This window comes from Arthrobacter bussei (assembly GCF_009377195.2).
Classification (GTDB): Bacteria; Actinomycetota; Actinomycetes; order Actinomycetales; family Micrococcaceae; genus Arthrobacter_D; species Arthrobacter_D bussei.
Window position 1 is genome coordinate 143,212 of the sequence record NZ_VJXX01000004.1, and the last position, 23,867, is coordinate 167,078.

The following is a 23,867-nucleotide window of genomic DNA, read 5'->3' on the forward strand; positions in this document are numbered from 1 at the left end:
GGACAGCGCAGTACATGGTCCAGCACCGTAGTCCGGACGTAGCCCCCGACGAGGAACCCGGCGCCACCGCGACGGAAACCGCCAGGAGGACGTTCAGGAGGCGCTGGCTCGCCCTGCCGCTCGTCGCCGCTGCCGGCCTGGCGATCGCCGTCTCGGTCATGCCGCCCGAATCCGCCGGAGCCCCGACCGCGGCGACCACGACCACGGCCGCTCCCTCCCTCTCGGCGTCGGCCGCGCCATCGGCCATCGCGCCCACGCCCGCCCCCGTCGACGCGGCACCTCCTTCCGTCGACCCGGGACCGGCGGCCGCGCAGCCTACCGGTCTGTCCTTCCCTGCAGCCGGGATCGACATGGCCGTGCTCCCGCTCACCCCGAGCGAGGAGGACCTCTCCTCGCAGAGCCTCGTGCCGCCGCTCACCGTGGACGCCTACTGGATCACCTCGTACGGCGTCCCGGGTGCCGGATCGGTCAACACCACGTACATCGCCGGCCACAGCTGGGACGGCAAGGACGCACCCTTCAACCGGCTCAGCGACGAGTCGCTGGTGGGCCAGGAGTTCACGCTCGCCACGCAGACGGGCAGCATGACCTACGTGGTGGACTCGGTCATCACGCACGACAAGGACACCCTGAAGGACAGCGACATCTGGAACATCGTGCCCAATCGCGTCGTCCTCATCAGCTGCTACACCGAGGACCCCTGGGGCAAGAACGTCGTGGTCACGGCCATGCCGAAGGCCGCCTGACAGGATCCCGCCCGGTACGGAGGAAGCCCCACCCGCGACGGGGCGGGGCCTCTTCCGGTTCTTGTCCGCGCTTGCCTACTTCCTGCCCTTGCCCGGCTTGACCGCCGTCGTCGTGCACGAGGCATCCCACTCGGTCGCCGGGACCACCGAGGTGCACCGGAACAGCGACGGGTTGAGGTTCTGGGGCGACTGCCAGGCCTTGACGGCCTGCTCGAAGTCGTAGGCGAAGCCGAGCAGGTCCTCCTCGCTCCACGCGGTCCCGAGGAAGACGACGCCCGAGGGGCGCCGGTTGGCCTCGGTGTAGCCGGACGGGACGATCACCGACGGGTAGCCGGCCCGCGCGCCGACCCCGACGGTCGCCGAGTTGGAGACGATCGCGTCGAGGTCGTTCGTGGTGAGGACCGTGTCGATGGCCGCGCGGCTCTCGGCCAGTCCGGTGTCCCTCGCAGCGACGTACTGCGCCTGCTGCGCCGGGTCGTCCAGGTCCACGGCCTCGGAGGCGGTGAGCAGCGTCTGCCCGAACTTCAGAGCCGCCGGAGCATTCGCGGTGTTGTAGGCGATGATGTCGCTCAGCGTGTCCATCGGAGCGTCCTCCGGGAGGCGCGCCAGATAGGCGTTCAGGTCACGTTCGAACTCCAGGGTGAGGATGCTGGGTGCCGCGCTGCCGCCGACCGTCACGGGTACCAGGGTGGCACCCTGCGCCCGGAGCTCGTCCAGCGCAGCGGTGTAGACGGGGTCGGTGGTGCTCGCGACGTAGCCGAGCCGCTGACCCTCGAGCGCGGTGTCGCTCAGGGCCCCCGTGAAGTCGACGTCGTCGCTCGGGTTCGCCGCCGTCGCGGGGTCCTCGGGATCGATGCTGGTCATGGCCGTCAGGAGGGCCGCGGCGTCGTACACGGACCTGGTCATGGGTCCCGCGGTGTCCTGCGTCGCCGAGATCGGGATGATGCCGGTCCTGCTGGCGATGCCGACGGTCGGCTTGACGCCGACCAGCGAGTTGGCGCGAGCGGGACTGAGGATCGAGCCGGAGGTCTCCGTGCCGATGGTCAGAGTGGCCAGGCCCGCAGCGCCCGCCGAGCCCGATCCGGCGCTCGAGCCGCTCGGCGTCTGGCTCGCGTCGTAGGGGTTGAGGACCTGGCCGCCGAGGGAGCTGTACCCGGCGGGCATCCCGCTGGTCATGAAGTTCGCGAACTCGGTGAGGTTCGTCTTGCCGATGATGATGGCACCGGCTTTCCTCAGCTCCGTGACCAGCGGGGCGTCCGCGGCCGGATAGGAGTTCGCGAGGGCGACTGATCCCGCGGTGGTCGGCATGCCGGCGACGTCGATGTTGTCCTTCACGAGGACGGGCACCCCGTGCAGGGGGCCGCGCACGGCGCCCTTCTTCCGCTCCTGGTCGAGGGCCTTGGCGTCGGCCAGCGCGGAGGGGTTGATCGACCGCACGGCGTTGAGGTGCGGGCCGTCGATGCTGAGGGCCTGGATGCGGTCGAAGTAGGCCTGGGTCAGGGTCTCGGACGTGAAGCTGCGCGCCGCGAGTCCTGCCTGCACCTCGGCGACACCGGCGGTGCTGAGGTCGAGGGGGAGCGGCTTCGGCGCGGCGACGGCCGGACCGGGTCCCGCGACGACGGCGGCGGCGAGCAGCCCCGCGGCAAGACCGGCAGTGACGCGGCGGGTGCGGGGCCGTGCGGGCGACAGGAGCAATGGCATGGGAGTGTCCTCTGCGGGAATGGTGGGCTGGAGCAACAGTCCTGTCATCGAACCAGCGGGACATGTCGATGACGAGGCTCCTGTGTTTCAGGGCCGTTACGGCACACCCGGACGGCCCGCCATCAAGAACGCGTAGGCGTTTGCCCGTGGGCCGTGAGGAAAACGTGAGGACGGCCGATCTCCGTCCGTCGCGGGTATGTAATCGACACCGTGCCTCCCACAGGTGCCCGCCGGCAGGAAGCCGGCGGACGGTGAAAACGCAGTCCCCTGGAGTTCCTCGTGCAAGACGTCATCTATGTCGTGGGTGTCGCAGCCCTGTTCGGTCTGGTCGCCCTGATCGCCCGGGCGGTGGAGAAGCTGTGATCGTCTTCGATCTCATCGCCGTCGCACTCGCTATCGCCGCCCTCGGCTACCTCGTGTACGCACTCGTCCGTCCCGAGCGTTTCTGATGACGCTCGCAGCAGCCATCTTCCCGCTCCTGACCGTCGTCGCCGTGCTGACGGCGATCCACCGGCCCCTCGGTGACTACATGGCCCGCACGTTCACGGCGCCCAAGGATCTCCGCGTGGAGCGCGGCTTGTACCAGGTGCTCGGCGTGGACCCGGCGTCGCACCAGTCCTGGCGCTCCTACCTCAGCGGGGTGCTCGCGTTCTCGGCGGTCGGTGTGTTCTCGGTGTACCTGCTCCAGCGCACCCAGGCGTTCCTGCCCTACTCGCTCGGCCTGCCTGCCGTCCCGGAGGGCCTCGCCTTCAACACCGCGGTCTCGTTCGTCACCAACACGAACTGGCAGTCCTACTCGCCGGAGGTCACCCTCGGCTACGCCGTGCAGGCGGCCGGACTCGGCGTCCAGAACTTCGTCTCCGCCGCGGTCGGGCTCGCCGTCGCGATCGCCTTCGTGCGCGGGTTCGTGGCGCGGAGGAGCGGGACGCTCGGCAACTTCTGGGTGGACCTCACGAGGGCGCTGCTGCGCGTCCTCCTCCCGGGTGCCGTCCTCGCGGCACTGGTGCTGCTCGCGGGCGGTGTCATCCAGAACCTGAACGGGTTCACCTCGGTGACCACGCTCACGGGGGCGGCGCAGACGCTTCCCGGCGGTCCGGTCGCCTCGCAGGAGGCCATCAAGGTCCTCGGCACCAACGGCGGCGGCTTCTTCAACGCGAATTCCGCGCACCCGTTCGAGAACCCCTCCCCGTGGACGAGCGTGCTGCAGGTGATCCTGATGCTCGCCATCCCGTTCAGCCTCCCGCGCACCTTCGGCACCATGGTGGGGCAGCGCCGTCAGGGCTTCGCGATCCTCGCCGCCATGGGCGTGATCTTCCTCCTCTCGCTCACCGCCGTGACCCTCGCCGAACTCGGCGGCAGCGGCACGGCCCCGCAGGCCGCGGGGGCGGTCATGGAGGGCAAGGAGCAGCGCTTCGGGATCGTGGGGTCGACGCTGTACGCCACGGCCACCACCCTGACCTCCACGGGTGCCGTGAACTCGATGCACGACAGCTACACCGCCCTCGGCGGCATGCTGCCGATGATCAATATGATGCTCGGGGAAGTGGCGCCCGGTGGGGTGGGGTCGGGTCTGTACGGCATGCTGATCCTCGCCGTCGTCACGGTGTTCATCTCCGGTCTGCTCGTGGGGCGCACCCCCGAGTACCTCGGCAAGAAGATCGGCGCCCGGGAGATCAAGCTCGCGAGCCTCTACATCCTCACCATGCCCACGCTCGTGCTCAGCGGCACCGCGCTCAGCTTCGCCGTCCCGGCCCTCCGCGCGGACATCGACGGCACGTCGATCCTCAACGCCGGGCTGCACGGTCTCTCGGAGGTGCTGTACGCGTTCACCTCCGCCGCCAACAACAACGGCTCGGCCTTCGCGGGTCTCACGGCGAACACCCCGTGGCTCAACACGGCCCTCGGCGTCGCGATGCTCCTCGGGCGCTTCCTGCCCATGGTCTTCGTGCTCGCGCTCGCCGGCGCCTTCGCGGCTCAGGACGGGGCGCCGGCCACGGCGGGAACCCTGCCCACCGACCGCGTGCAGTCCGTCACCCTCCTCGTCGGCGTCACCGTCGTCGTCACCGCCCTCACCTTCTTCCCGGTGCTCGCACTGGGTCCGCTCGCGGAAGGACTCCTCTAGACCATGTCCACCCTCACCGGAACACCGACCGACAGTAGTGACAGCACCGCCTCCGACAGCGGCCATCCCCGAACGGTGGCCGCGGTCCTCATCACCGCGATCGCCGTCGCCGAGCCGTTCCTCGGCGGACCGCAGGCCTCCGGCGGCAGCGAGGTCCCGGCGTCGTTCACGTGGCTCATCGCCCTCTGGCTGTGGCTGACGGTCCTGTTCGCGAACCTCGCCGAGTCGGTCGCCGAGGGTCGCGGCAAGGCGCAGGCGTCCAGCCTCCGCCAGGCGCGGACGGGGACGACGGCGCGCGTGCTCCGCGGTTATGCGGCCGACACGGATCCCGGAGCCCACTCGGCAGCGGTGACGGAGGTGCCGTCGTCGGACCTGACGCTCGGCGATGTCGTCGTGATCGAGGCCAACGGACTCATCCCGGGAGACGGCGAGATCATCTCGGGCATCGCCTCCGTGGACGAATCCGCGATCACCGGCGAGTCCGCCCCCGTGGTCCGGGAGTCCGGAGGCGACCGTTCGGCCGTCACGGGAGGCACGCGTGTGCTGTCCGACCGCATCGTGGTCCGCATCACCAGCCAGCCCGGCGACACCTTCGTGGATCGCATGATCCGCCTGGTCGAGGGCGCCGAGCGTCAGAAGACGCCGAACGAGGTGGCGCTGAACATCCTCCTCGCCACGCTGTCGATCGTCTTCACCGTGGTGGTGCTGACCATCAACCCGATCGCCAGTTCCTCGAACGTCACCGTCAGCGTGCCGGTGTTGGTGGCACTGCTCGTCTGCCTCATCCCCACCACCATCGGCGCCCTGCTCTCGGCCATCGGCATCGCCGGCATGGATCGGCTCGTACAGCGCAACGTGCTCGCGATGTCCGGCCGTGCGGTCGAGGCCGCCGGTGACGTCACCACCCTGCTGCTCGACAAGACCGGCACCATCACCTACGGCAACCGTCGTGCGAGCGAGTTCATCACGGTGGGCTGCTCCGACCGGCGTGAGCTGATCGCCGCCGCTGCGCAGTCCTCGCTCAGCGACCCCACGCCGGAGGGCACCTCGATCGTGGACCTCGCGGTCACCGAGGGCTTCGTCCGTGACGAGATCGACGGCGAGGTCATCCCGTTCTCGGCGCAGACCAAGATGAGCGGCGTCGACTTCGTGAACGGTTCCAGTGTGCGGAAGGGCGCCGGCAGCGCGGTCCGCGAGTGGGTGACGGCGTCGTCCGGCGTCGTCACAGCCGAACTCGGCGAGGCCGTCGACCGCATCTCCCAGCTGGGCGGCACGCCGCTCGTCGTGGCCGTGCGCGACACCTCCGGCAAGGCCCGGGTCCTCGGCGTCGTCCACCTCAAGGACGTCGTGAAGGAGGGGCTCCCCGAGCGCTTCGCGGAGCTCCGCACCATGGGTATCCGCACGGTCATGATCACGGGCGACAACCCGCTGACCGCCAAGGCCATCGCGGAGGAGGCCGGCCTCGACGACTTCCTCGCCGAGGCCACGCCCGAGGACAAGATGCGCCTGATCCGCAAGGAGCAGGAGGGTGGCGCGCTCGTCGCGATGACCGGTGACGGCACCAACGACGCCCCGGCCCTTGCTCTCGCGGACGTCGGCGTCGCCATGAACACCGGTACCTCGGCGGCGAAGGAGGCGGGCAACATGGTGGACCTCGACTCGGACCCGACCAAGCTCATCGAGATCGTCCGCATCGGCAAGCAGCTGCTCATCACCCGCGGCGCGCTCACCACCTTCTCGATCGCGAACGATGTCGCGAAGTACTTCGCGATCATCCCCGCCATGTTCATCGGCACGTTCCCGGGCCTCGCGGCGCTCAACGTGATGCAGCTGCACTCGCCGTCCTCGGCGATCCTCTCGGCGATCATCTTCAACGCCCTCATCATCGTGGCGCTGATCCCGCTCTCGCTGAAGGGCGTGACGTACCGGGCGGCATCGGCGTCCAGCACGCTCAGCCGGAATCTGCTGATCTACGGCCTCGGCGGCATCATCGCGCCGTTCATCGGCATCAAGGCCATCGACCTCGTACTCACACTCATCCCCGGCTTCTGACCCTCCCTCTCGAAAAGGCTCCTCCATGGCTTCCTCCCGCAGTACCGTCCGTCAGCTCGGCACGGCCGTCCGGGCGCTCGTCGTCCTGACGCTCGTCCTCGGCGTCGGCTACCCGCTCGCCATCACCGGCATCGGCCAGGTGGCGCTCCCCGACCGGGCCGACGGTCAGCCCCTCACGCTCGACGGCGTGACCGTCGGCTCCGCGATCATCGGCCAGTCCTTCACGGACGCCGACGGCGCGGCCCTCTCCGCATGGTTCCAGTCGCGGCCCTCCGCGGCCGGTGACGGGTACGACGGCGGCGGCTCCAGCGGCAGCAACCTCGGCCCGGAGAACCCGGACCTCGTGGCCGCCGTCGAGGAGCGCCGTGCCGCCGTCGCGGCATTCGAGGGCGTGGACCCGGCGTCCGTCCCCGCGGACGCGCTCACGGCGTCGGCCTCGGGCCTCGATCCGCACATCAGCCCCGAGTACGCGCAGCTCCAGGTGCCGCGCGTCGCGGCGGAGCGCGGCCTCGCGGAGTCCGACGTCGAGGCCCTCGTGGAGGAGAACACCCAGGGCCCCGACCTCGGCTTCCTCGGCGAGGAGTCCGTCAACGTGGTCGAGTTGAATCTCGCACTGGCGCGGCTGGACACTTAGGCCATGACACGAGGGCGGTTACGGGTGTTCCTGGGAGCGGCACCCGGAGTGGGCAAGACCTACGCCATGCTCGAGGAGGGCCGGCGGCTCCGCGGTGAGGGGCACGACGTCGTCGTCGCGATCGTCGAGACCCACGGGCGAGTCGCCACCGAAACCATGGCGGACGGCCTCGAGGTGCTGCCGCGACGCTCGGTGGACCACCGAGGCGTACACCTCACGGACCTCGATCTCGAGAACGTGCTGGCCCGGCGCCCCGAGGTGGCGCTCGTCGACGAACTCGCGCACACCAACGCGCCGGGCACGGAGCACGAGAAGCGGTGGCAGGACGTCGAGGTCATGCTCGACGCCGGGATCGACGTCATGAGCACCGTGAACGTGCAGCACATCGAGTCCCTCAACGACGTCGTGGAGCGCATCACGGGCGTTCCCCACCGGGAGAGCATCCCGGACGAGGTGTTGCGTCGCGCCGCGCAGGTGGAGATCGTGGACCTCGCCCCCGAAGCCCTGCGCGGTCGGCTGACGGAGGGGTCGGTGTACCCCACGGGACGCATCGACGCCGCCCTCTCCAACTACTTCCGCGTCGGGAACCTGACCGCCCTCCGCGAGCTGACGCTCCTCTGGCTCGCCGACGAGGTGGACAGCGCGCTGCAGCGGTACCGCGCCGAGCAGGGCATCGACGACACGTGGGAGGCCCGCGAGCGCGTCGTCGTCGCCCTCACCGGCGGACCCGAGGGGCGCACGCTGCTCCGCCGCGGCGCGCGGATCGCGTCGCGATCCTCGGGGGGTCGGCTGCTCGCGGTGCACGTCACCAACCAGGACGGCCTGCGCGACGCCGACCCCGCCGAGCTCGCCGCCCAGCGGGCCCTCGTGCTGAAGCTCGGCGGTACCTTCCACGAGGTGGTGGGCGACCAGACGTCGAGGGCGCTCGTGGACTTCGCCAAGGGTGCCAACGCGAGCCAGCTCGTGATCGGTGTGAGCCGACGTTCGCGGCTCGCGGCCCTGCTGACCGGCCCCGGCATCGGCGCCACCGTCATCCGAGAATCCGGCGACATCGACGTGCACATCGTCAACCACGGCGCGGCCGGACGGCGCTTCGCCCTGCCTCACGCCGGCGGGGCGCTGTCCGCGCGGCGCCGGCTGCTCGGCGCACTGGTGGCGCTCGCGGGCGGACCGCTGCTGACGCTGCTGCTCGTCCTGCTCCGCTCCGAGGAGTCCATCACCGGGGACGTCCTCAGCTACCAGCTCCTCGTGATCGTCGTCGCGCTGATCGGGGGGATCTGGCCCGCCCTCTTCGCGGCCGTGCTGTCCGGGCTGACGCTCGACTTCTTCCTCATCGACCCCGTCCGCACCCTCACCATCGGGGAGCCCGCGCACTTCACGGCCCTCGCGCTGTACATCGTCAACGCCGTCCTCGTGAGCTACGTGGTGGACCAGGCGGCCCGGAGGACCCGGGCGGCCTCCCGTTCCGCGGCGGAGTCGGAGCTCCTCGCCACCGTGGCGGGCGGCGTGATCCGGGGGCAGGACACCCTGCAGGCCCTCGTCGCCCGGGCCCGCGAGGCCTTCGGGCTCGACGTCGCACGGCTGCGCGGCTTGGACGGAACCGTCCTCTGCGAGGACACCTGCGCGCCGCCGCCGTCCTCGTTCAGCGAACCCGTGGCCCTCCCCGTCGGCGAAGCCGCCGTACTCGAACTGGAGGGACGCACGCTGGAAGCCGCGGACCGGCGTCTGCTCGCCGTGATCACCGCGCAGCTCGAAGCGGCGCTCGAGTACCGCGAGCTCTCGCGTGCGGCCAGTGCGGTGGGGCCTCTGGCCGAGGCGGACCGCGTGCGCACCGCACTGCTGGCCGCCGTCGGGCACGATCTCCGGCGCCCGCTCACGGCGGCGACCACTGCCGTCACGAGCCTCCGCTCCGCCGACATCACGTTCTCGCCCGAGGAGCAGGAGGCGCTGCTCGAGACCGCCGAGCAGAGCCTCGGCACGCTCTCCACCCTCGTCACCGACCTGCTCGACGCCAGCCGCATCCAGGCCGGCGTGCTCGGCGTGGTGCTCGAACCCGTGCGCCCCGAGGACGTCATCCTGCCGGCCCTCGAGGAGCTCGACCTCGGGCCCGGCGACGTGGAGCTCGAACTGCCCGCGGCGTCGCCCCTCCTCCTCGCGGACGCCGTGCTGCTGCAGCGCGTGGTGGTGAACCTCCTTTCCAACGCCGCCCGCTACACCGCGGCCGGGCAGGCGCCCGTGCTGTCCGTCAGCGACTTCGGCGGCCGGGCGGAGATTCGCATCATCGACCGCGGGCCGGGCATCCCCGACGACCGGAAGGACCAGGTGCTCCTGCCGTTCCAGCGGCTCGGCGACACCGACAACGACACCGGGCTCGGCCTCGGGATGGCGCTCGCCCGCGGGTTCGTGGAGGGGATGGGTGGCCGGCTGACGCTCGAGGACACCCCGGGTGGCGGCCTGACGTCCGTGGTATCCCTGCCGCAGGCGCCACGGGCCGATGCGCTCGTCGGTGCGGACGACGGGGCGGGAACCGCATGAAGATCCTCATCGCCGACGACGACCCGCAGATCCTCCGGGCGCTCAGCATCACGTTCACGGCGTCGGACTACGACGTCGTCACGGCAGGCGACGGCGCCGCGGCCCTGCGCCGCGCGGCCGAGCACCACCCGGACATCGTGGTGCTGGACCTCGGGATGCCGCAGCTCTCCGGCATCGACGTGATCCACGGCCTGCGCGGCTACAGCACGGTGCCCATCCTCGTGATCTCGGGGCGCATGGACTCGATCGACAAGGTGCAGGCGCTCGACGCCGGCGCCGACGACTACGTCACCAAACCCTTCCTGACCGACGAACTGCTGGCACGGGTGCGGGCGCTCACCCGGCGTCGGCTGCCGCTCCGCGAGGAGTCGGGGGCCACGTTCGGGGACGTCCGGGTGGACCTCGTGGCGAGATCGGTGGTCCGCACGACCGACGGCGCGGACATCCACCTCACCCGCACGGAGTGGCGCCTGCTCGAGACGCTGATGGTGAACGCCGGGCGACTCGTGACGCAGGAGATCCTGCTCACGGAGGTCTGGGGGCCGCAGCACATCCGCGACACCGGGTACCTCCGCCTCTACATCCGGCAACTGCGGAAGAAACTGGAGCGGGATCCGGGGACGCCGCGGCACCTGCTGACCGAGGCGGGAATGGGGTACCGGTTCGTGCCGGAGTGATCGCGAGGCGCGTCAGCCGCCGTCCGGCTCGTTCCGCCACCTCCGGGGTGGCCGGCGGGAGACCCCGCCGGCCGGGCCCTAGCCGAAGTGCTTCGGCAGTGTCCCCTCGTGCGCCTCGCGGAGCTGGTCGATCGGCAGGTTGAAGTAGCCCTGCACGTCGAGCGCCCGGTTCTCCGTGTCCACCACGCCGATGCGGATGGTCGGGAAGTTCCGCGCCGTGCACATGTCGTTGAAGCGGACCTCCTCCGAGCGGGGGACCGCGACGACCGCGCGTGCCTGGCTCTCGCTGAACAGAGCCGTGAACGCGTCGATCCCGTCGCGCTCGCACAGTTCGTCGAGGCCTATCCGCGCGCCGACGCCGAAGCGCAGCGCCATCTCGCTCAGTCCTGCCGCGAGCCCGCCCTCGGAGAGGTCGTGGGCGCCGTCGATCATGCCGTCGCGCGAGCAGTTGACGAGGATCGCCGCGAGAGTCTTCTCCGCCGCGAGGTCCAGGGCCGGCGGCTGTCCGCCCAGGTGACCGCGCAGGTTCGCCCACTCGGAGCCGTCGAGCTCGTCCGCCGTCGTCCCCAGCAGGTACACGGCCTGGCCGTCCTCACGCCAGCCGGACGGCGTGCGGCGGGCGACGTCGTCGAACACGCCGAGCACGCCGACCACCGGTGTGGGGTGGATGGCGATGCCGCCGGTCTGGTTGTACAGCGAGACGTTCCCGCCGGTCACCGGGACGCCGAGTTCCTGGCAGGCATCGGCGAGGCCGCGGACCGTCTCGGCGAACTGCCACATGACCTCGGGGTCCTCGGGGGAACCGAAGTTCAGGCAGTCGGTGACGGCGAGGGGCTCGGCACCCGACGTCGCCACGTTCCGGTACGCCTCCGCGAGGGCCAGGCGCGCGCCCTCGTAGGGGTTGAGGTAGGAGTAGCGTCCGTTCGCGTCCGTGGAGATCGCCACGCCCAGGCCGGTCTCCTCGTCGACCCGGACCACGCCCGCGTCGTCGGGCATCGCGAGGGCCGTGTTGCCCTGCACGTAGCGGTCGTACTGGTCGGTCACCCAGTCCTTCGAGCACATGTTCGGTGACGCCATGAGTTCGAGGACGGCCGCGCGGAGGTCCGTGGGCCGGTCGGCGGCGAAGCCGTCCGCCTGGACGCGGTCGAGCCACTCGGGGCGGTGGTAGGGCCGCTCGTAGACGGGGCCCTCGTGGGCCACGGTGCGGGGATCGACGTCGACGATCTTCTCGCCGTCCCACTCGATGACGAGGCGGCCCGTGTCGGTGACCTCGCCGAGCCAGGAGTACTCGACGGCCCACTTGTCCATGATGGCCTCGAAGTCCGCGACGTTCCCGGGCGTGACGACGGCCATCATGCGCTCCTGCGACTCCGACATGAGGATCTCGCCGGGAGTCAGGGAGGGGTCGCGCAGCAGCACGTTGGTGAGCTCGACGTGCATGCCGCCGTCGCCGTTGGAGGCGAGCTCGGACGTCGCGCAGGAGATCCCGGCGGCTCCGAGGTCCTGGATGCCCTCGACCACGGAGGCCTTGAACAGCTCGAGGCAGCACTCGATCAGCACCTTCTCGGCGAAGGGATCGCCCACCTGCACGGCCGGGCGCTTGGACGGCTTCGAGGAGTCGAAGGACTCGGACGCGAGCACGGAGGCGCCGCCGATGCCGTCGCCGCCGGTGCGGGCACCGAAGAGGACCACCCTGTTGCCGGCGCCGGAGGCGTTGGCGAGGCGGATGTCCTCGTGCCGCAGGACGCCGACCGCGAGGGCGTTGACCAGCGGATTGCCCTGGTAGACGGAGTCGAAGACCACTTCGCCGCCGATGTTCGGCAGGCCGAGCGAGTTGCCGTAGCCGCCGATGCCCGCGACGATCCCGTGGACGAGGCGCGCGGTGTCGGGGTGGTCGATCGCGCCGAAGCGCAGCGGGTCCATGACGGCGACCGGTCGGGCGCCCATCGAGATGATGTCGCGGACGATCCCGCCGACGCCGGTGGCCGCTCCCTGGTAGGGCTCCACGAAGGAGGGGTGGTTGTGGCTCTCCACCTTGAACGTCACGGCCCAGCCGTCACCGATGTCCACCACGCCCGCGTTCTCGCCGATGCCCACGAGGAGGTGCTCCTTCATGGCGTCGGTGACCTTCTCCCCGAACTGCCGCAGGTGCACCTTGGAGGACTTGTAGGAGCAGTGCTCGCTCCACATCACGGAGTACATGGCGAGTTCGGCGCCGGTGGGACGGCGGCCGAGGATCTCCTCGACCCGCTGGTACTCGTTGTCCTTCAGGCCGAGCTCGGCCCACGGGAGCGCATGGCCGGGCGTGGCCTCGGCGTTCGCGACGGTGTCGATGTTGAACGTACGGGTCGTCTCTGCAGTCACTTAGCCCACCAGTTTCTTGAGTACCGAGGTGAAGATGCCGAGCCCGTCGGTGCCTCCGCGGACGCCGACCTCGCCGCGTGCCGAGGAGTCAGGGCCGAACCCTGCCTCGACGGCGTGCTCGGGGTGCGGCATGAGCCCGACGACGTTGCCGGCAGCGTTGGAGATGCCGGCGATGTCGCGGCGTGAGCCGTTCGGATTGCCGTCGACGTACCGGAACACCACGCGGCCCTCGCCCTCGAGCTCGTCGAGCGTGCGGTTGTCGGCCACGAACTGCCCGTCCTGGTTCTTCAGCGGGATGACGATCTCCTCGTCCTGCCCGTAGTCGGAGGTCCAGAAGGTGCCGGCGTTCTCGACGCGCAGTCGCTGGTCGCGGCAGATGAAGTGGAGGTGGTTGTTCTTGATCATGGAACCGGGCAGCAGGTGCGCCTCGGTGAGGACCTGGAAGCCGTTGCAGATGCCGAGCACGGGCAGGGCGTCGGCGCCGCCGGAGGCAGCCGAGGTGATCTGCTCCATCAGCGGGGCGAAGCGGGAGATCGCGCCGGCGCGGAGGTAGTCGCCGTAGGAGAAGCCACCGGGGATGATGACGGCGTCGACGTTCCGGAGGTCGTGGTCGCCGTGCCAGAGGTGGATGGCGCTGCCGCCGGCGAGGCGGACGGCCCGGACGGCGTCGCGGTCGTCGAGCGAGCCCGGGAAGGTGACCACGCCGACGGTCACGCCGTTCAGCGGGCTGTCGTCGTTGTTCGAGGCGACGGGCTGCGGCCCGCCGATGAGGGGCGTCTCGAGGCCTGCGGCGGTCACTGGCCGTCCTCCTCGATGACCTCCACGCGCGTGACATCCTCGATGACCGGATTGGACAGCAGCGTCGTCGCGGCGTGGCGCGCCTGCTCGAGGATCTCCCCGGTCACCTCGCCGTCGACGGTCAGTTCGAAGCGCTTGCCCTGGCGGACGCCGGCGAAACCGGTGAGGCCGATCCGGGGAAGGGCTCCCGCGATCGCCTTCCCCTGCGGGTCGAGGATCTCGGGCTTGGGCATGACGTCGACAACGATCCGGGGCATCCGGCAACTCCTGTGCGTGAGCGGCAAGTGCTGGGGGTTCCAGCATTGAATGCAGGAGCCCGGAAGTGCCGTCTCACGCCGTATCCGAGGGACCGTCCTGAGGACTGTCCGGGATGACACCGGCGCTCCGCGAGCTTGCTCGACAAGTCTACCGGGAACCGGAGGGCGCCCGGGGCCGCCGGTGCGGGCACCGGCGCGCGATGACGCTACGCCGCTACTGCGCGCCGGGCGTGCCCAGGATGTCCTTCACCCGGTCCCAGCGCGAGATCTCGCAGCCGTCCGTCAGCGCGAACGCCGCCACGACGGAGGTCCCGTCGATGTCGCCGGTGATGCTCGCGGTCTGCGGGCCGCCGTACTGCTGGGTGCAGATGACGTCCTTGTTCGGGCGGGCGGTGAAGAACTGCGCGCCGACTTCTCTCAGGCGCGCGCAGGCTGCCTCCGCGTTGGGCAGGGTCGACGCCGGCCCAGGGGTGCCGTCGACGCACTCGAGCACGTACTGCACGGGTTCTGCCGTTGCGTCCTGCTTGAAGGAGATGGTGAGCCTGGCGTTGGTGCGCGAGACCGCGGGGCCCGTCGCCGGACGCGTGGGCGCCGTCGTCGGACCCGTGGCGGGGGCGGACGGCGCGGGCGTCGGCTCCGGCGCTCCGGACGACGGCGAGGGTGGGGGAGTGGCTGACTGCACGGTGGTCTCCTGCTGGGTCGGTTCTGCGGCCGGACCGCCCTGGCTGCATGCCGTCAGGGCGAGGGACAACGCGACGAGGGGCGGAACGAGCGCCAGGATCCTTCGGCGCGGCCCGTGCGGTGTGGTCGTCGGACCGGTCATGTTCATGGCGTCCCCCTCGGCTGGCTCACCAGCGTAACCGCTGGTGGAAGGACGACGAAGGACGACGAAGGACGACGAAGGACGACGAAGGACGACGAAGGACGACGGCGGCACGTCCCGCCGTCGTGCCCGGACGGTTCAGGTGTCCGTGAGCGCGCGGTCGAGGTGCTCCAGGAGGCGGGCGCGGAGGGTCTGCGACTCGTCGGCGAAACCGCGCTGCAGCCGGACGTACTCGGCCTTGCCCTGCGCCGTCTCGATCTCGATGGGCTCGTAGCCCCACTCCGCGAGGTCATAGGGGGAAGCGCGCATGTCCATGGTGCGGATGCGCCAGGACAGCTCGAAGCAGTCCATGACGATCCCGCTGGGCAGCAGCGGCGTGAGCTTGTACGCCCACTTGTACAGGTCCATGTTGGCGTGAAGGCAGCCGGGTTGCTCCAGGTCGCGCTGCGTCTCACGCGTGGGCGTGAGTTCGTTCAGCGGGACGGCCTCCGGCGTGTAGAAGCGGAAGGCGTCGACGTGCGTGCAGCGGATGCGGGCGGCCTCGACGACGTCGTCCGTGCCCGCCGCGCCGAGCCTGAGCTGGAGATACTCGTGGCGGATGCCGTTGACGGCGGAGCGGTACGCCATGGCCCACTCGTGGAGGCCGAAGCAGCCGAACTGTGCGGGGCGCGCGGCGGTCCTGGCGAGGATGAGGCGGGCGAAGTCGATCGCCTCGCGCCGCTCCTCAGCGAACCGGCGGGCGTCCACGCGGACGCCGTCGCCCTCCGCGACGTAGTACTTCCAGCCCGCCCGCTCCCGGGCCGCCGGGCCGTCGAGGAGCACGCCCGCACCCGGATGCCACCGCAGCAGCCGGCCGGGCTTCTGGTTGTAGTAGGTGAAGAGGAAGTCCTCCACGGGGTGCCTGGCCCCTCGCGACCTGCGCTCGAGGTAGGGGTCGGAGAAGCGGGACACCCGTTCGCGGTGGCGTTGCGCCTGGTCCTGCCAGTCCGCCTCGGAGCAGTGGGTCAGGAGGTCGGTGGGCACCGACCCATTATCACTCCGACCAGAATTGGTAAATACCCTGTGTAAATTCTGTGTGACGCGACCCCGATGCGGTGGTCAGGGTGTGTTGCCTCGGGTAAGTTTGTGCTCGCCGTGGCGTCTGTGAGCATCCTCACAGGTCGGGGGTCCTATCCAGGAGACCGCGGCACCGGGGGAACGGCTGTGGCCGGCCCGCACTTTCACGAGAGGCACTACCTTCCTATGACACAACGGAGAAAAGCCGTGCAGGGGCGCAGCACCCTGCGCACTGCCACGGCTATCGTTCTGGGTCTGCCGCTATTGGTGACGTCGACGGCCGTGGCGCCTGCTGCCTTCGCAGCGCCCCTGCCCGCCACCACGGTCTCACCCCAGAAGGCACCCGCCAAGGAGCTCGACCCCGCGCAGTACCCGGACGGCAAGTACATCGTCGTACTCGCCGACAAGCCGGTGGCAACGTATGAGGGCGGCGTCGAGGGCATCGCACCGACCAAGCCCGAGGACGGTGCGAAGCTCGACGCCACCGCCGGCAACGTCCAGCAGTACTCGGAGTTCCTCGAGACCAAGCAGCAGGAGGTCGCCGCAGAGGGCGACGTCGAGATCAAGCGCACCTACACGGCTGCCATCAACGGCTTCGCAGCAGACCTCAGCACCGACCAGGCCGTGGAGCTCGCCAAGAGCGACGACGTCCTGTTCGTCGCGCCCGACGTCGAGAACGCGCCCGACTACTCGAGCATCGACTTCCTCGGCCTCAACGGCAACAAGGGGTCCTGGAAGACCCAGTTCGGCGGAGAGAAGAACGCCGGCAAGGGCACGGTGGTCGGCGTGATCGACACCGGCTACGCCCCCGACAACCCCTTCTTCGCCGGATCCCCGGTCAAGCCGCTCAAGGGCAATGCGAAGCCCAAGGTGGGCGAGCCCTACCTGAACGCTGCAGGCGAGATCGCGATGCTCAAGACCGACGGCAGCACCTTCATCGGTGAGTGCCAGGTCGGCGAGGACTTCGACGGCAGCCTCTGCAACTCGAAGGTCCTCTCCGCCCAGTACTTCGCCGACACCTTCCTCGACAGCGTCGGGGAAGCTGACCGTGCACCCCAGGAAGTCATCTCCCCGGTCGACATCGACAACCACGGGACGCACACCGCGAGCACCGCCGCAGGTAACGCCGGTGTGACCCAGCGCGTCGACGGCCGCGACTTCGGCGTCTCCTCCGGCGTCGCCCCCGCCGCCAAGATCTCCGTGTACAAGACCTGCTGGGAGGACAACGACCCCGACACCGGCGGTTGCTACTCCTCGGCCGCCATCGATGCGATCAACAAGGCGATCCTCGACGGCGTGGACGTCCTCAACTACTCGATCTCCGGCAGCACGACGACGACGACGGACCCCGTGTCCCTGGCCTTCCTCTCGGCCACCTCGGCCGGGATCTTCGTGGCCGCCTCGGCGGGCAACTCCGGCCCCACCGCCAGCACCGTCAACCACGGTGCCCCGTGGATGACGACGGTCGCTGCCAGCACGTTCAACTACGAGCTGCAGGGCACCGCCGAGTTCTCCGACGGCACCAAGTACCGTGGCGCGTCCATCATGCGCAACGGCGTGGCCGCGAGCCCCGTCGTTCTGGCCGTGAACGCGGCAGCAGCCGGTGCCGTCACCCCGAACCTGTGCGGTCCGAACACCCTGGATCCCGCGAAGGTCGCCGGCAAGATCGTGGTCTGCGACCGCGGCGTCGTCGACCGCACCGCCAAGAGTGCAGAGGTTGCACGTGGCGGCGGCGTGGGCATGATCCTCGTGAACCTGGTCGATTCCTCCACGGACACCGACCAGCACGCCGTCCCCACCGTGCACGTGAACGCCCCCGAGGCGCTCGAGCTCAAGGCGAAGGTCGCTGCCAACCCGGCCATCACCGTCGCGCTGAAGGCCACGGACACCACGGGCAAGCCCCTGCCTCCCACCCCGCAGATCGCGGGATTCTCCTCGCGCGGTCCGCTGCTCGCCACCGATTCCGACCTGCTGAAGCCGGACATCACGGCTCCCGGTGTCGCCGTCCTCGCGGGCGTCTCCACCGTCGGTTCCAATGGCGCCCAGTTCGGTTTCCTGTCCGGTACCTCGATGGCATCGCCCCACGTAGCGGGTCTCGGAGCCCTCGTGCTCGGCAAGAACCCCACGTGGTCGCCCGCAGCCGTCAAGTCGGCCATGATGACCACCGCCTACCCGCTGAAGACCGCCACCGGCGGCGTCGAGACCGACGTCCTCGCCGTGGGCGCCGGCCACATCAACCCGGCCACCGTCCTCAGCCCGGGCCTGGTCTACGACCAGAACGAGGACGACTACCTCAGCTTCATCGAGGGAACCGGCGTCGCGCTCGGTATCGACGGCATCGAGCCCGTCGCCGCCAAGGACACCAACGTGCCGTCCTTCGCGCTCGGTAACCTCACCGGCCGTACCGAAGTGACCCGCACGGTCACGGCGGTCACGCCCGGTATCTACCGCGCCACGTCCAACGTGCCCGGAGTGAAGGTCACGGTCACGCCGTCGATCCTCAACTTCAGCGCTGCAGGCGAGACCCGGACGTTCAAGGTCTCCTTCGAGAACCAGACCGCGCCCTTCGGGTCGTTCGCCGCCGGTTCGCTCACGTGGTCCGGCCAGGGCAAGAAGGTCACCTCCCCGGTGGCGGTCCGCCCCCAGGCCCTGAACGCTCCCGATGACGCCGCGTTCACCTCGGCAGGCGCTGACGGGTCCGGCAGCTACGACGTGATCTCGGGGACCAACACCCCGATCCAGATGACGCTCGAGGGCCTCTCGAAGGCGGAGACCGCGGACATCGAGCTCGTGCCCGGCGCCTCCGCCAACGCGAACAACGCCAGTAACGCCTTCAAGGACGTCGTCGTTCCCGACGGCGCGACGGCCGCGAGGTTCTCGGTGCGCTCGGACGATCCCACGGCTGACTTCGACATGTTCCTGATCACGCCCGCAGGGACGGTCGAGCAGGTCGCGACCTCCGACGCCAGCGAGACCTTCGTCCTCGAGGATCCGGCTCCCGGCACCTACCGCATCATCGCGAACCTGTACTCGAGCGTCGGCAACAAGGCCACGTCCGGCACCATCGAAGGTGTGGCCCTCGGCGCGAACGAGAACAACGCGACCCTGACCCCGAACCCGCTCGCCCTGGCGAACGGCACCACGGGCGCCGTGACCCTCAACTGGACCGGCCTCACCGCCGGCTCCTACGTGGGCCGCGTCAGCTACGCAGGATCCTCCGCTGTCACGTACGTGAGTGTCGCGGTCGGCGGAGCGGGCGCGGTCGCGGCTGCACCGGCGGCCGAGGTCCCCACCGTCAGCCCTGCGGACAAGCTCGTGACCGGTCCCCGCGAGGCGATCACCCCCACGGGCAACAAGTAGGCCATGCCTGACTGATCGATGACACGAAGAAGGCCGGTGGATCCCGATCCGCCGGCCTTCTTCGCGTCCCGGCCCGATCGGGGCGGGCGTCCCTCCCACTGACCGGGTCCCGTGCATGGGAATGCTCGCTGCTGCCCACCCGACCACGGCGGTCGGTGGGAGGGGCGACGTCGGACGCCCGCCCTACGAGGGGCGTCGGGGGGAGGGGCGACGTCGGACGTCCGCTCGTCGACGGCGGTCGGTGGGAGGGGCGACGTCGGACACCCGCTCGGGAGCCGTCGCCTACGCGGCCACGGCTGCGCCGGGTCGATCGCGCGGCAGGAGGGCCCGGGAGGTCAGCGCCCGCTGCCGGCGTAGACCGTGGCGGTGGTGTCGCCGTCGAGCTCGAAGGCCGCGTGGACGGCCCGGACCGCGGTGTCGAGCAGTTCGGCACCGGTGACGACGGAGATGCGGATCTCCGAGGTCGAGATCATGTCGATGTTCACGCCGGCGTCGGACAGTGCCCGGAAGAAACGGTAGGAGACGCCCGGATTGGAGCGCATGCCCGCGCCGATCAGCGAGAGCTTGCCGATCTTCTCGTCATACTCGACCGTCTCGAAGCCCACGCGGTCCTGCGCCGCTCCCAGAGCGGCGAGCGCCTCCGCGCCGTCGACGATGGGCAGCGTGAAGGAGATGTCGGTGCGGCCGGAGCCGTGCGTCGAGACGTTCTGCACGATCATGTCGATGTTCGTGTTGGCGCCCGCGACGATCCCGAAGATCTCCGCGGCCTTGCCGGGGATGTCGGGTACTCCGACCACCGTGACCTTCGCCTCGGAGCGGTCGTGCGCAACGCCGGAGATGATGGGCTGTTCCAAGGGTTCTCCCTCTTGAATCTTGATCTGGTCGTCGGGACTGGGCAGCACCCAGGTGCCTTCGTTGTGGCTGAACGATGAACGGACGTGGAGGGGTACCCCGAAGCGCCGTGCATACTCGACGCAGCGCAGGTGCAGGATCTTCGCGCCGGACGCGGCCATCTCCAGCATCTCCTCGCTGGAGATCGTGTCGATCTTCTGCGCCGACGGGACCACGCGCGGATCCGCCGTGTAGACGCCGTCGACGTCGGTGTAGATCTCGCAGACGTCGGCGTCGAGCGCTGCCGCGAGTGCGACGGCGGTGGTGTCCGACCCGCCGCGGCCGAGCGTCGTGATGTCATTGCTGTCCCGGCTCATGCCCTGGAACCCGGCCACGATCGCGACGTCACCCTTCTCGATGGCCGTCCGGATGCGGTGCGGTGAGACGTCGATGATGCGGGCCTTGCCGTGGATGGCGTCGGTGATCATGCCGGCCTGGCTGCCGGTGAAGGACTGGGCGGACGCTCCGATGCCGTGGATGGCCATCGCGAGGAGAGCCATCGAGATGCGCTCGCCGGCACTGAGGAGCATGTCCATCTCGCGGGCGTCCGACGCCGCGGGACTCACCTGGCCGGCGAGGTCCAGCAGTTCGTCGGTGCTGTCACCCATCGCCGAGACGACGACCACCACCTGGTGGCCTGCGGACTGCGTGTCGACGACGCGCCGGGCCACCCGCTTGATGCCCTCGGCGTCGGCGACCGAGGACCCGCCGAATTTCTGGACTATGAGGCTCATGCACTCGCTCACTGATGAAGGGCGGACGACGGCTGTGCACCCGGCCGCACGGATGGTTGCGAAAGGGGCGGCAGCATCGGCGCCTCGGTGGACGGCGGGCGTGGGCCCGGCGCCGGTGCCAGTGTAGCGGCGCCCTATTTGCGCTCCCAAAGTCTGGGTCCGAATAAGTAGGCGCTCGCTCCCGTCCGGACGGAGTCCCGTCGCATACCCTCTTACCATGACCAACGACTATGGGGGAATAGTTGTCGAGGGGGTTGCGCGGAGTTTCGGCACCGTGCAGGCCATCCGCGACATCGATTTCGAGGCTCCGCCCGGAGAGGTGACCGCACTGATCGGTCCCAACGGTTCCGGCAAGACCACACTGATGCTGATCCTCGCGAGCCTCCTGGCTCCAGATCTCGGCACGGTCCGGGTGGCGGGGTTCGATCCCGTCAGCCACCCGGCCGAGGTGCGGAGCCGTGTCGGCTGGATGCCGGACACCCTCGGCGTCTGGGATTCGCTCACCTCCCTCGAGGTGCTGAAGACGCTCGGTGCGCTCTACGGGATGAGCGCCGCTGACTCTGCCCGGCGGGCGGAGGAACTCCTGGTCTCCGTGAACCTCACCGAGTTCGGCCGGCAGCCCGCCCGCGTCCTGTCCCGTGGCCAGCAGCAACGGCTCAGCCTCGCGCGGGCGCTCATCCACGACCCCGCCGTGCTGCTGCTCGACGAACCGGCATCAGGCCTCGACCCCGGGTCCCGCGTGGAACTGCGGTCGCTCCTGCGCTCCCTGGCCGCGGACGGCAAGACCATCGTCGTCTCGAGCCACGTCCTCTCGGAACTCGACGAGATCGCCGACCGGGCGGTGTTCGTGAGTCGCGGACAGTCCGTGAAGAGCCAGACCCTCGACGAAGCCGGCAGCCAGACACGCCGCTACTACGTCCAGGCCGAGCCCATGTCCGCCCTCGCCGAGGCACTGAGCAGTTACGGCGTGCGGTTCGAGACGCGCGGTGACTCGCGACGCGAGGAGTTCCTCGTCCAACTCGGCAGCACCGCGGAAGCGTCCTGGCTGCTGCGCACCCTGGTGATGAGCGACGTCGTCGTCACCGCTTTCGCGCCCGCGGGCGGCGCACTCGAGGAAACCTACATGAGCCTGGATACGGATCGACGATGAGCACCGTGACTGAACCATCCAGCCCACAGCCCGTTCGCACGGCAGCCCTCCCCTTCCGGTCCGCCGTCCGTACCATCTTCGTCCTCGAGATGAAGCAGCGGCTCCGTGGCAAGGGCTGGTACTGGATGCTCGGCATCTGGTTCGTGGTGATCGGCTTCATCTTCGTCCTCGGAACGGGGGTGATCGGCACCATGGACAACCAGGGCGGCATCCTGTTCGACCTGATCGTCGGGTTCGTGCTGCTGTTCGGCCTGCTCGTGGCCCCCGGTCTGTCCGCGAACGCCGTCAACGGGGACCGCGCGGGCGGTACGCTCGCGATCCTGCAGGTCACCCTCATCACCCCGGGACAGCTCCTGGCCGGCAAGTGGCTCGCGTCCTGGGTGGGGTCCCTCGCGTTCCTCGTCCTCAGCTGCCCGTTCATCTTCTGGGCACTGGCCCTCGGGGGCGTCAACCTGCAGGAGGCCCTGGTCTCGCTGGTGATGCTCGCCGTCGAACTCGGGGTGGCCTGCGCCATCGGTGTGGGTGTCTCCTCGCTCGCTACCCGTCCGCTCTTCTCCATCGTGAGCACCTACATGCTGGTGGCGCTGCTCGCCGTCGGCACGGTGATCGTCTTCGGGTTGAGCACCCTGCTGGTGATGGAGGAGCGGACGGTGCGGTCCTCGTACTACACCTATCCGGAGAGCAGCATCGACAGCCTCGGAGTTCCCGCTCCGGACGCCGAGATGGAATGCGTGGCCCAGACGTACACCACCGACCTGCCGGACACGCAGTACATCACGTGGATCCTCGCGGCGAATCCGTTCGTGGTGGTCGCCGACGCCGTCCCGTACACCCTGCCCGAACCCGGCAGTACCGGCGGTCAGCCGATGGGGTACTCCACCGGCCCGTTCTACACACCCGGCGTCATGGAGACCATCAGCCAGGGAGTCCGCTCGGCCCAGGCGGGGCCGGACCTCGAGGTGACGTGCGAGGAGTCGATGGGCGGCGTGCAGCCACTCCCGCAGGGGGTGCCGATCTGGCCCCTCGGGCTGGGTATCCAGCTCCTGCTGGCGGGCGGGCTCCTCCTGATCGGCCGGAGGAGACTGACCATGCCGGCCAGACGGCTGACGCAGGGGACGCGCATCGCCTGACACAGACGTGCCGGCCGGGTCAGGACATGGCGCGGCGGCCCTCGAAGGCGCGGCCGAGGGTGACCTCGTCCGCGTACTCGAGGTCCCCGCCGACCGGCAGGCCTGAGGCGAGCCTGGTCACCGGGATGCCGATGGTCTTGAGCATGCGGACCAGGTAGGTCGCCGTCGCCTCACCTTCGAGGTTCGGGTCCGTGGCGATGATGATCTCCTGGATCTGCTCGTCCGAGAGGCGCGCTAGCAGTTCCCGGATACGCAGCTGGTCCGGACCGACACCGGCGATCGGATTGATGGCACCTCCGAGGACGTGGTACCTGCCCCGGAAGGACCGGGTCCGCTCGACGGCGATGACGTCCTTGGACTCCTCGACCACGCAGATCATGGTCGGATCGCGGCGAGGGTCGCGGCAGATGGCGCACTTGTCCTGCTCCGCCACGTTGCCGCAGACGATGCAGAACTTCACCCGCTCCTTGACGGTCGTGATGGCCGTGACGAGCCGCTTCATGTCGTCGCTGTCCGCCTCGAGGATGTGGAACGCGAGGCGTTGGGCAGATTTCGGTCCCACCCCGGGCAGGCGTCCGAGCTCGTCGATCAGCTCCTGCACTGCTCCTTCGTACACGCTGTTCCCTCTCTGCACTGCTTCGATGATGATCGTGCGGACGCCGGTCGACGGCGGCTGCCTCCAGCTGAGGAATGGCCGGCGTCGGCGCCGCCGCGTCCGTGCGCCGCCGTCCAGGCCGGCCGCAACATGACGTCCCGGCACTGCTTCCATTGTCCGCCCTGTCGGGGCGCCTGGCGTCCAGGAGCGCGCCCCCCACCGACTCCACGCGGCAGGGGGCG

18 protein-coding genes are annotated in these 23,867 nt (G+C 69.8%); 10 read left to right on the top strand and 8 right to left on the bottom strand.

Annotation, left to right across the window (positions count from 1 at the left end; genetic code table 11):
- Positions 1-14 precede the first annotated feature (14 nt).
- Complete coding sequence (locus FNH21_RS12710; protein ID WP_152816257.1) at positions 15-746, top strand: class F sortase; 732 nt, start codon at positions 15-17, stop codon at positions 744-746.
- Between the two features lie 75 nt (positions 747-821).
- On the opposite strand, the gene FNH21_RS12715 is transcribed toward FNH21_RS12710, so the two are convergent.
- Complete coding sequence (locus tag FNH21_RS12715; RefSeq protein ID WP_152816258.1) at positions 822-2,447, bottom strand: amidase family protein; 1,626 nt, start codon at positions 2,445-2,447, stop codon at positions 822-824.
- Between the two features lie 359 nt (positions 2,448-2,806).
- Here FNH21_RS12715 and kdpF point away from each other — a divergent pair, with 359 nt between their 5' ends.
- The 6 genes from kdpF to FNH21_RS12745 are packed head-to-tail and all read left to right on the top strand — an operon-like array spanning position 2,807 to position 10,467.
- On the top strand, positions 2,807-2,896 hold the full coding sequence (gene kdpF, locus FNH21_RS17435) for a K(+)-transporting ATPase subunit F (protein WP_191931946.1): 90 nt from the start codon (positions 2,807-2,809) through the stop codon (positions 2,894-2,896).
- The gene (kdpA, locus tag FNH21_RS12725) at positions 2,896-4,569 is read left to right on the top strand and encodes a potassium-transporting ATPase subunit KdpA (RefSeq protein ID WP_152816260.1); all 1,674 of its coding nucleotides are present in this window, start codon (positions 2,896-2,898) and stop codon (positions 4,567-4,569) included. Before kdpF ends, kdpA begins: the two co-directional genes overlap by 1 nt.
- A gap of 3 nt (positions 4,570-4,572) precedes the next feature.
- Entirely contained in the window at positions 4,573-6,621 is a 2,049-nt protein-coding gene (gene kdpB, locus FNH21_RS12730) for a potassium-transporting ATPase subunit KdpB (protein WP_152816262.1), read from the top strand.
- A 25-nt stretch (positions 6,622-6,646) separates the two neighbouring features.
- Entirely contained in the window at positions 6,647-7,255 is a 609-nt protein-coding gene (gene kdpC, locus FNH21_RS12735) for a potassium-transporting ATPase subunit KdpC (protein ID WP_152816264.1), read from the top strand.
- A 3-nt stretch (positions 7,256-7,258) separates the two neighbouring features.
- Positions 7,259-9,790 carry a DUF4118 domain-containing protein gene (locus FNH21_RS12740; RefSeq protein WP_152816266.1) on the top strand — a complete coding sequence of 844 codons (2,532 nt, stop codon included), beginning with the start codon at positions 7,259-7,261 and terminating at the stop codon, positions 9,788-9,790.
- Entirely contained in the window at positions 9,787-10,467 is a 681-nt protein-coding gene (locus FNH21_RS12745) for a response regulator (RefSeq protein ID WP_152816268.1), read from the top strand. The genes FNH21_RS12740 and FNH21_RS12745 overlap by 4 nt, the downstream gene beginning before the upstream one ends.
- A gap of 78 nt (positions 10,468-10,545) precedes the next feature.
- On the opposite strand, the gene purL is transcribed toward FNH21_RS12745, so the two are convergent.
- From purL to FNH21_RS12770, 5 genes are all read right to left on the bottom strand, one after another.
- Positions 10,546-12,831 carry a phosphoribosylformylglycinamidine synthase subunit PurL gene (gene purL / locus FNH21_RS12750; protein ID WP_191931947.1) on the bottom strand — a complete coding sequence of 762 codons (2,286 nt, stop codon included), beginning with the start codon at positions 12,829-12,831 and terminating at the stop codon, positions 10,546-10,548.
- Positions 12,832-13,629: a phosphoribosylformylglycinamidine synthase subunit PurQ gene (gene purQ, locus FNH21_RS12755; protein WP_422108776.1), complete on the bottom strand. Its 798-nt coding sequence runs from the start codon at positions 13,627-13,629 to the stop codon at positions 12,832-12,834.
- Complete coding sequence (gene purS, locus FNH21_RS12760) at positions 13,626-13,886, bottom strand: phosphoribosylformylglycinamidine synthase subunit PurS (RefSeq protein ID WP_152816270.1); 261 nt, start codon at positions 13,884-13,886, stop codon at positions 13,626-13,628. Before purS ends, purQ begins: the two co-directional genes overlap by 4 nt.
- Before the next feature lie 214 nt (positions 13,887-14,100).
- Positions 14,101-14,715, bottom strand: a complete 615-nt coding sequence (locus tag FNH21_RS12765; protein ID WP_152816272.1) for an SSI family serine proteinase inhibitor — start codon at positions 14,713-14,715, stop codon at positions 14,101-14,103.
- Between the two features lie 132 nt (positions 14,716-14,847).
- A complete protein-coding gene (locus FNH21_RS12770; RefSeq protein ID WP_422108777.1) occupies positions 14,848-15,732 on the bottom strand; it encodes a 3-methyladenine DNA glycosylase in 885 nt (294 codons plus the stop codon).
- A gap of 219 nt (positions 15,733-15,951) precedes the next feature.
- Between FNH21_RS12770 and FNH21_RS12775 the strand changes: the two genes are divergently transcribed.
- Positions 15,952-19,125, top strand: coding sequence for a S8 family peptidase (locus FNH21_RS12775; protein WP_152816274.1), 3,174 nt, complete (start codon positions 15,952-15,954; stop codon positions 19,123-19,125).
- 335 nt (positions 19,126-19,460) lie between these two features.
- Here the strand turns inward: FNH21_RS12775 and FNH21_RS12780 are convergent, their stop codons facing one another.
- Positions 19,461-20,750 carry an aspartate kinase gene (locus tag FNH21_RS12780; RefSeq protein WP_152816276.1) on the bottom strand — a complete coding sequence of 430 codons (1,290 nt, stop codon included), beginning with the start codon at positions 20,748-20,750 and terminating at the stop codon, positions 19,461-19,463.
- Positions 20,751-20,967: 217 nt separating this feature from the next.
- On the opposite strand from FNH21_RS12780, the gene FNH21_RS12785 reads away from it, so the two are divergent.
- Positions 20,968-21,900, top strand: a complete 933-nt coding sequence (locus FNH21_RS12785; protein WP_152816278.1) for an ABC transporter ATP-binding protein — start codon at positions 20,968-20,970, stop codon at positions 21,898-21,900.
- The gene (locus FNH21_RS12790; protein WP_152816280.1) at positions 21,897-23,030 is read left to right on the top strand and encodes an ABC transporter permease; all 1,134 of its coding nucleotides are present in this window, start codon (positions 21,897-21,899) and stop codon (positions 23,028-23,030) included. The genes FNH21_RS12785 and FNH21_RS12790 overlap by 4 nt, the downstream gene beginning before the upstream one ends.
- A 19-nt stretch (positions 23,031-23,049) precedes the next feature.
- Here the strand turns inward: FNH21_RS12790 and recR are convergent, their stop codons facing one another.
- Positions 23,050-23,646: a recombination mediator RecR gene (gene recR, locus FNH21_RS12795; protein ID WP_191931948.1), complete on the bottom strand. Its 597-nt coding sequence runs from the start codon at positions 23,644-23,646 to the stop codon at positions 23,050-23,052.
- Positions 23,647-23,867 lie beyond the last annotated feature (221 nt).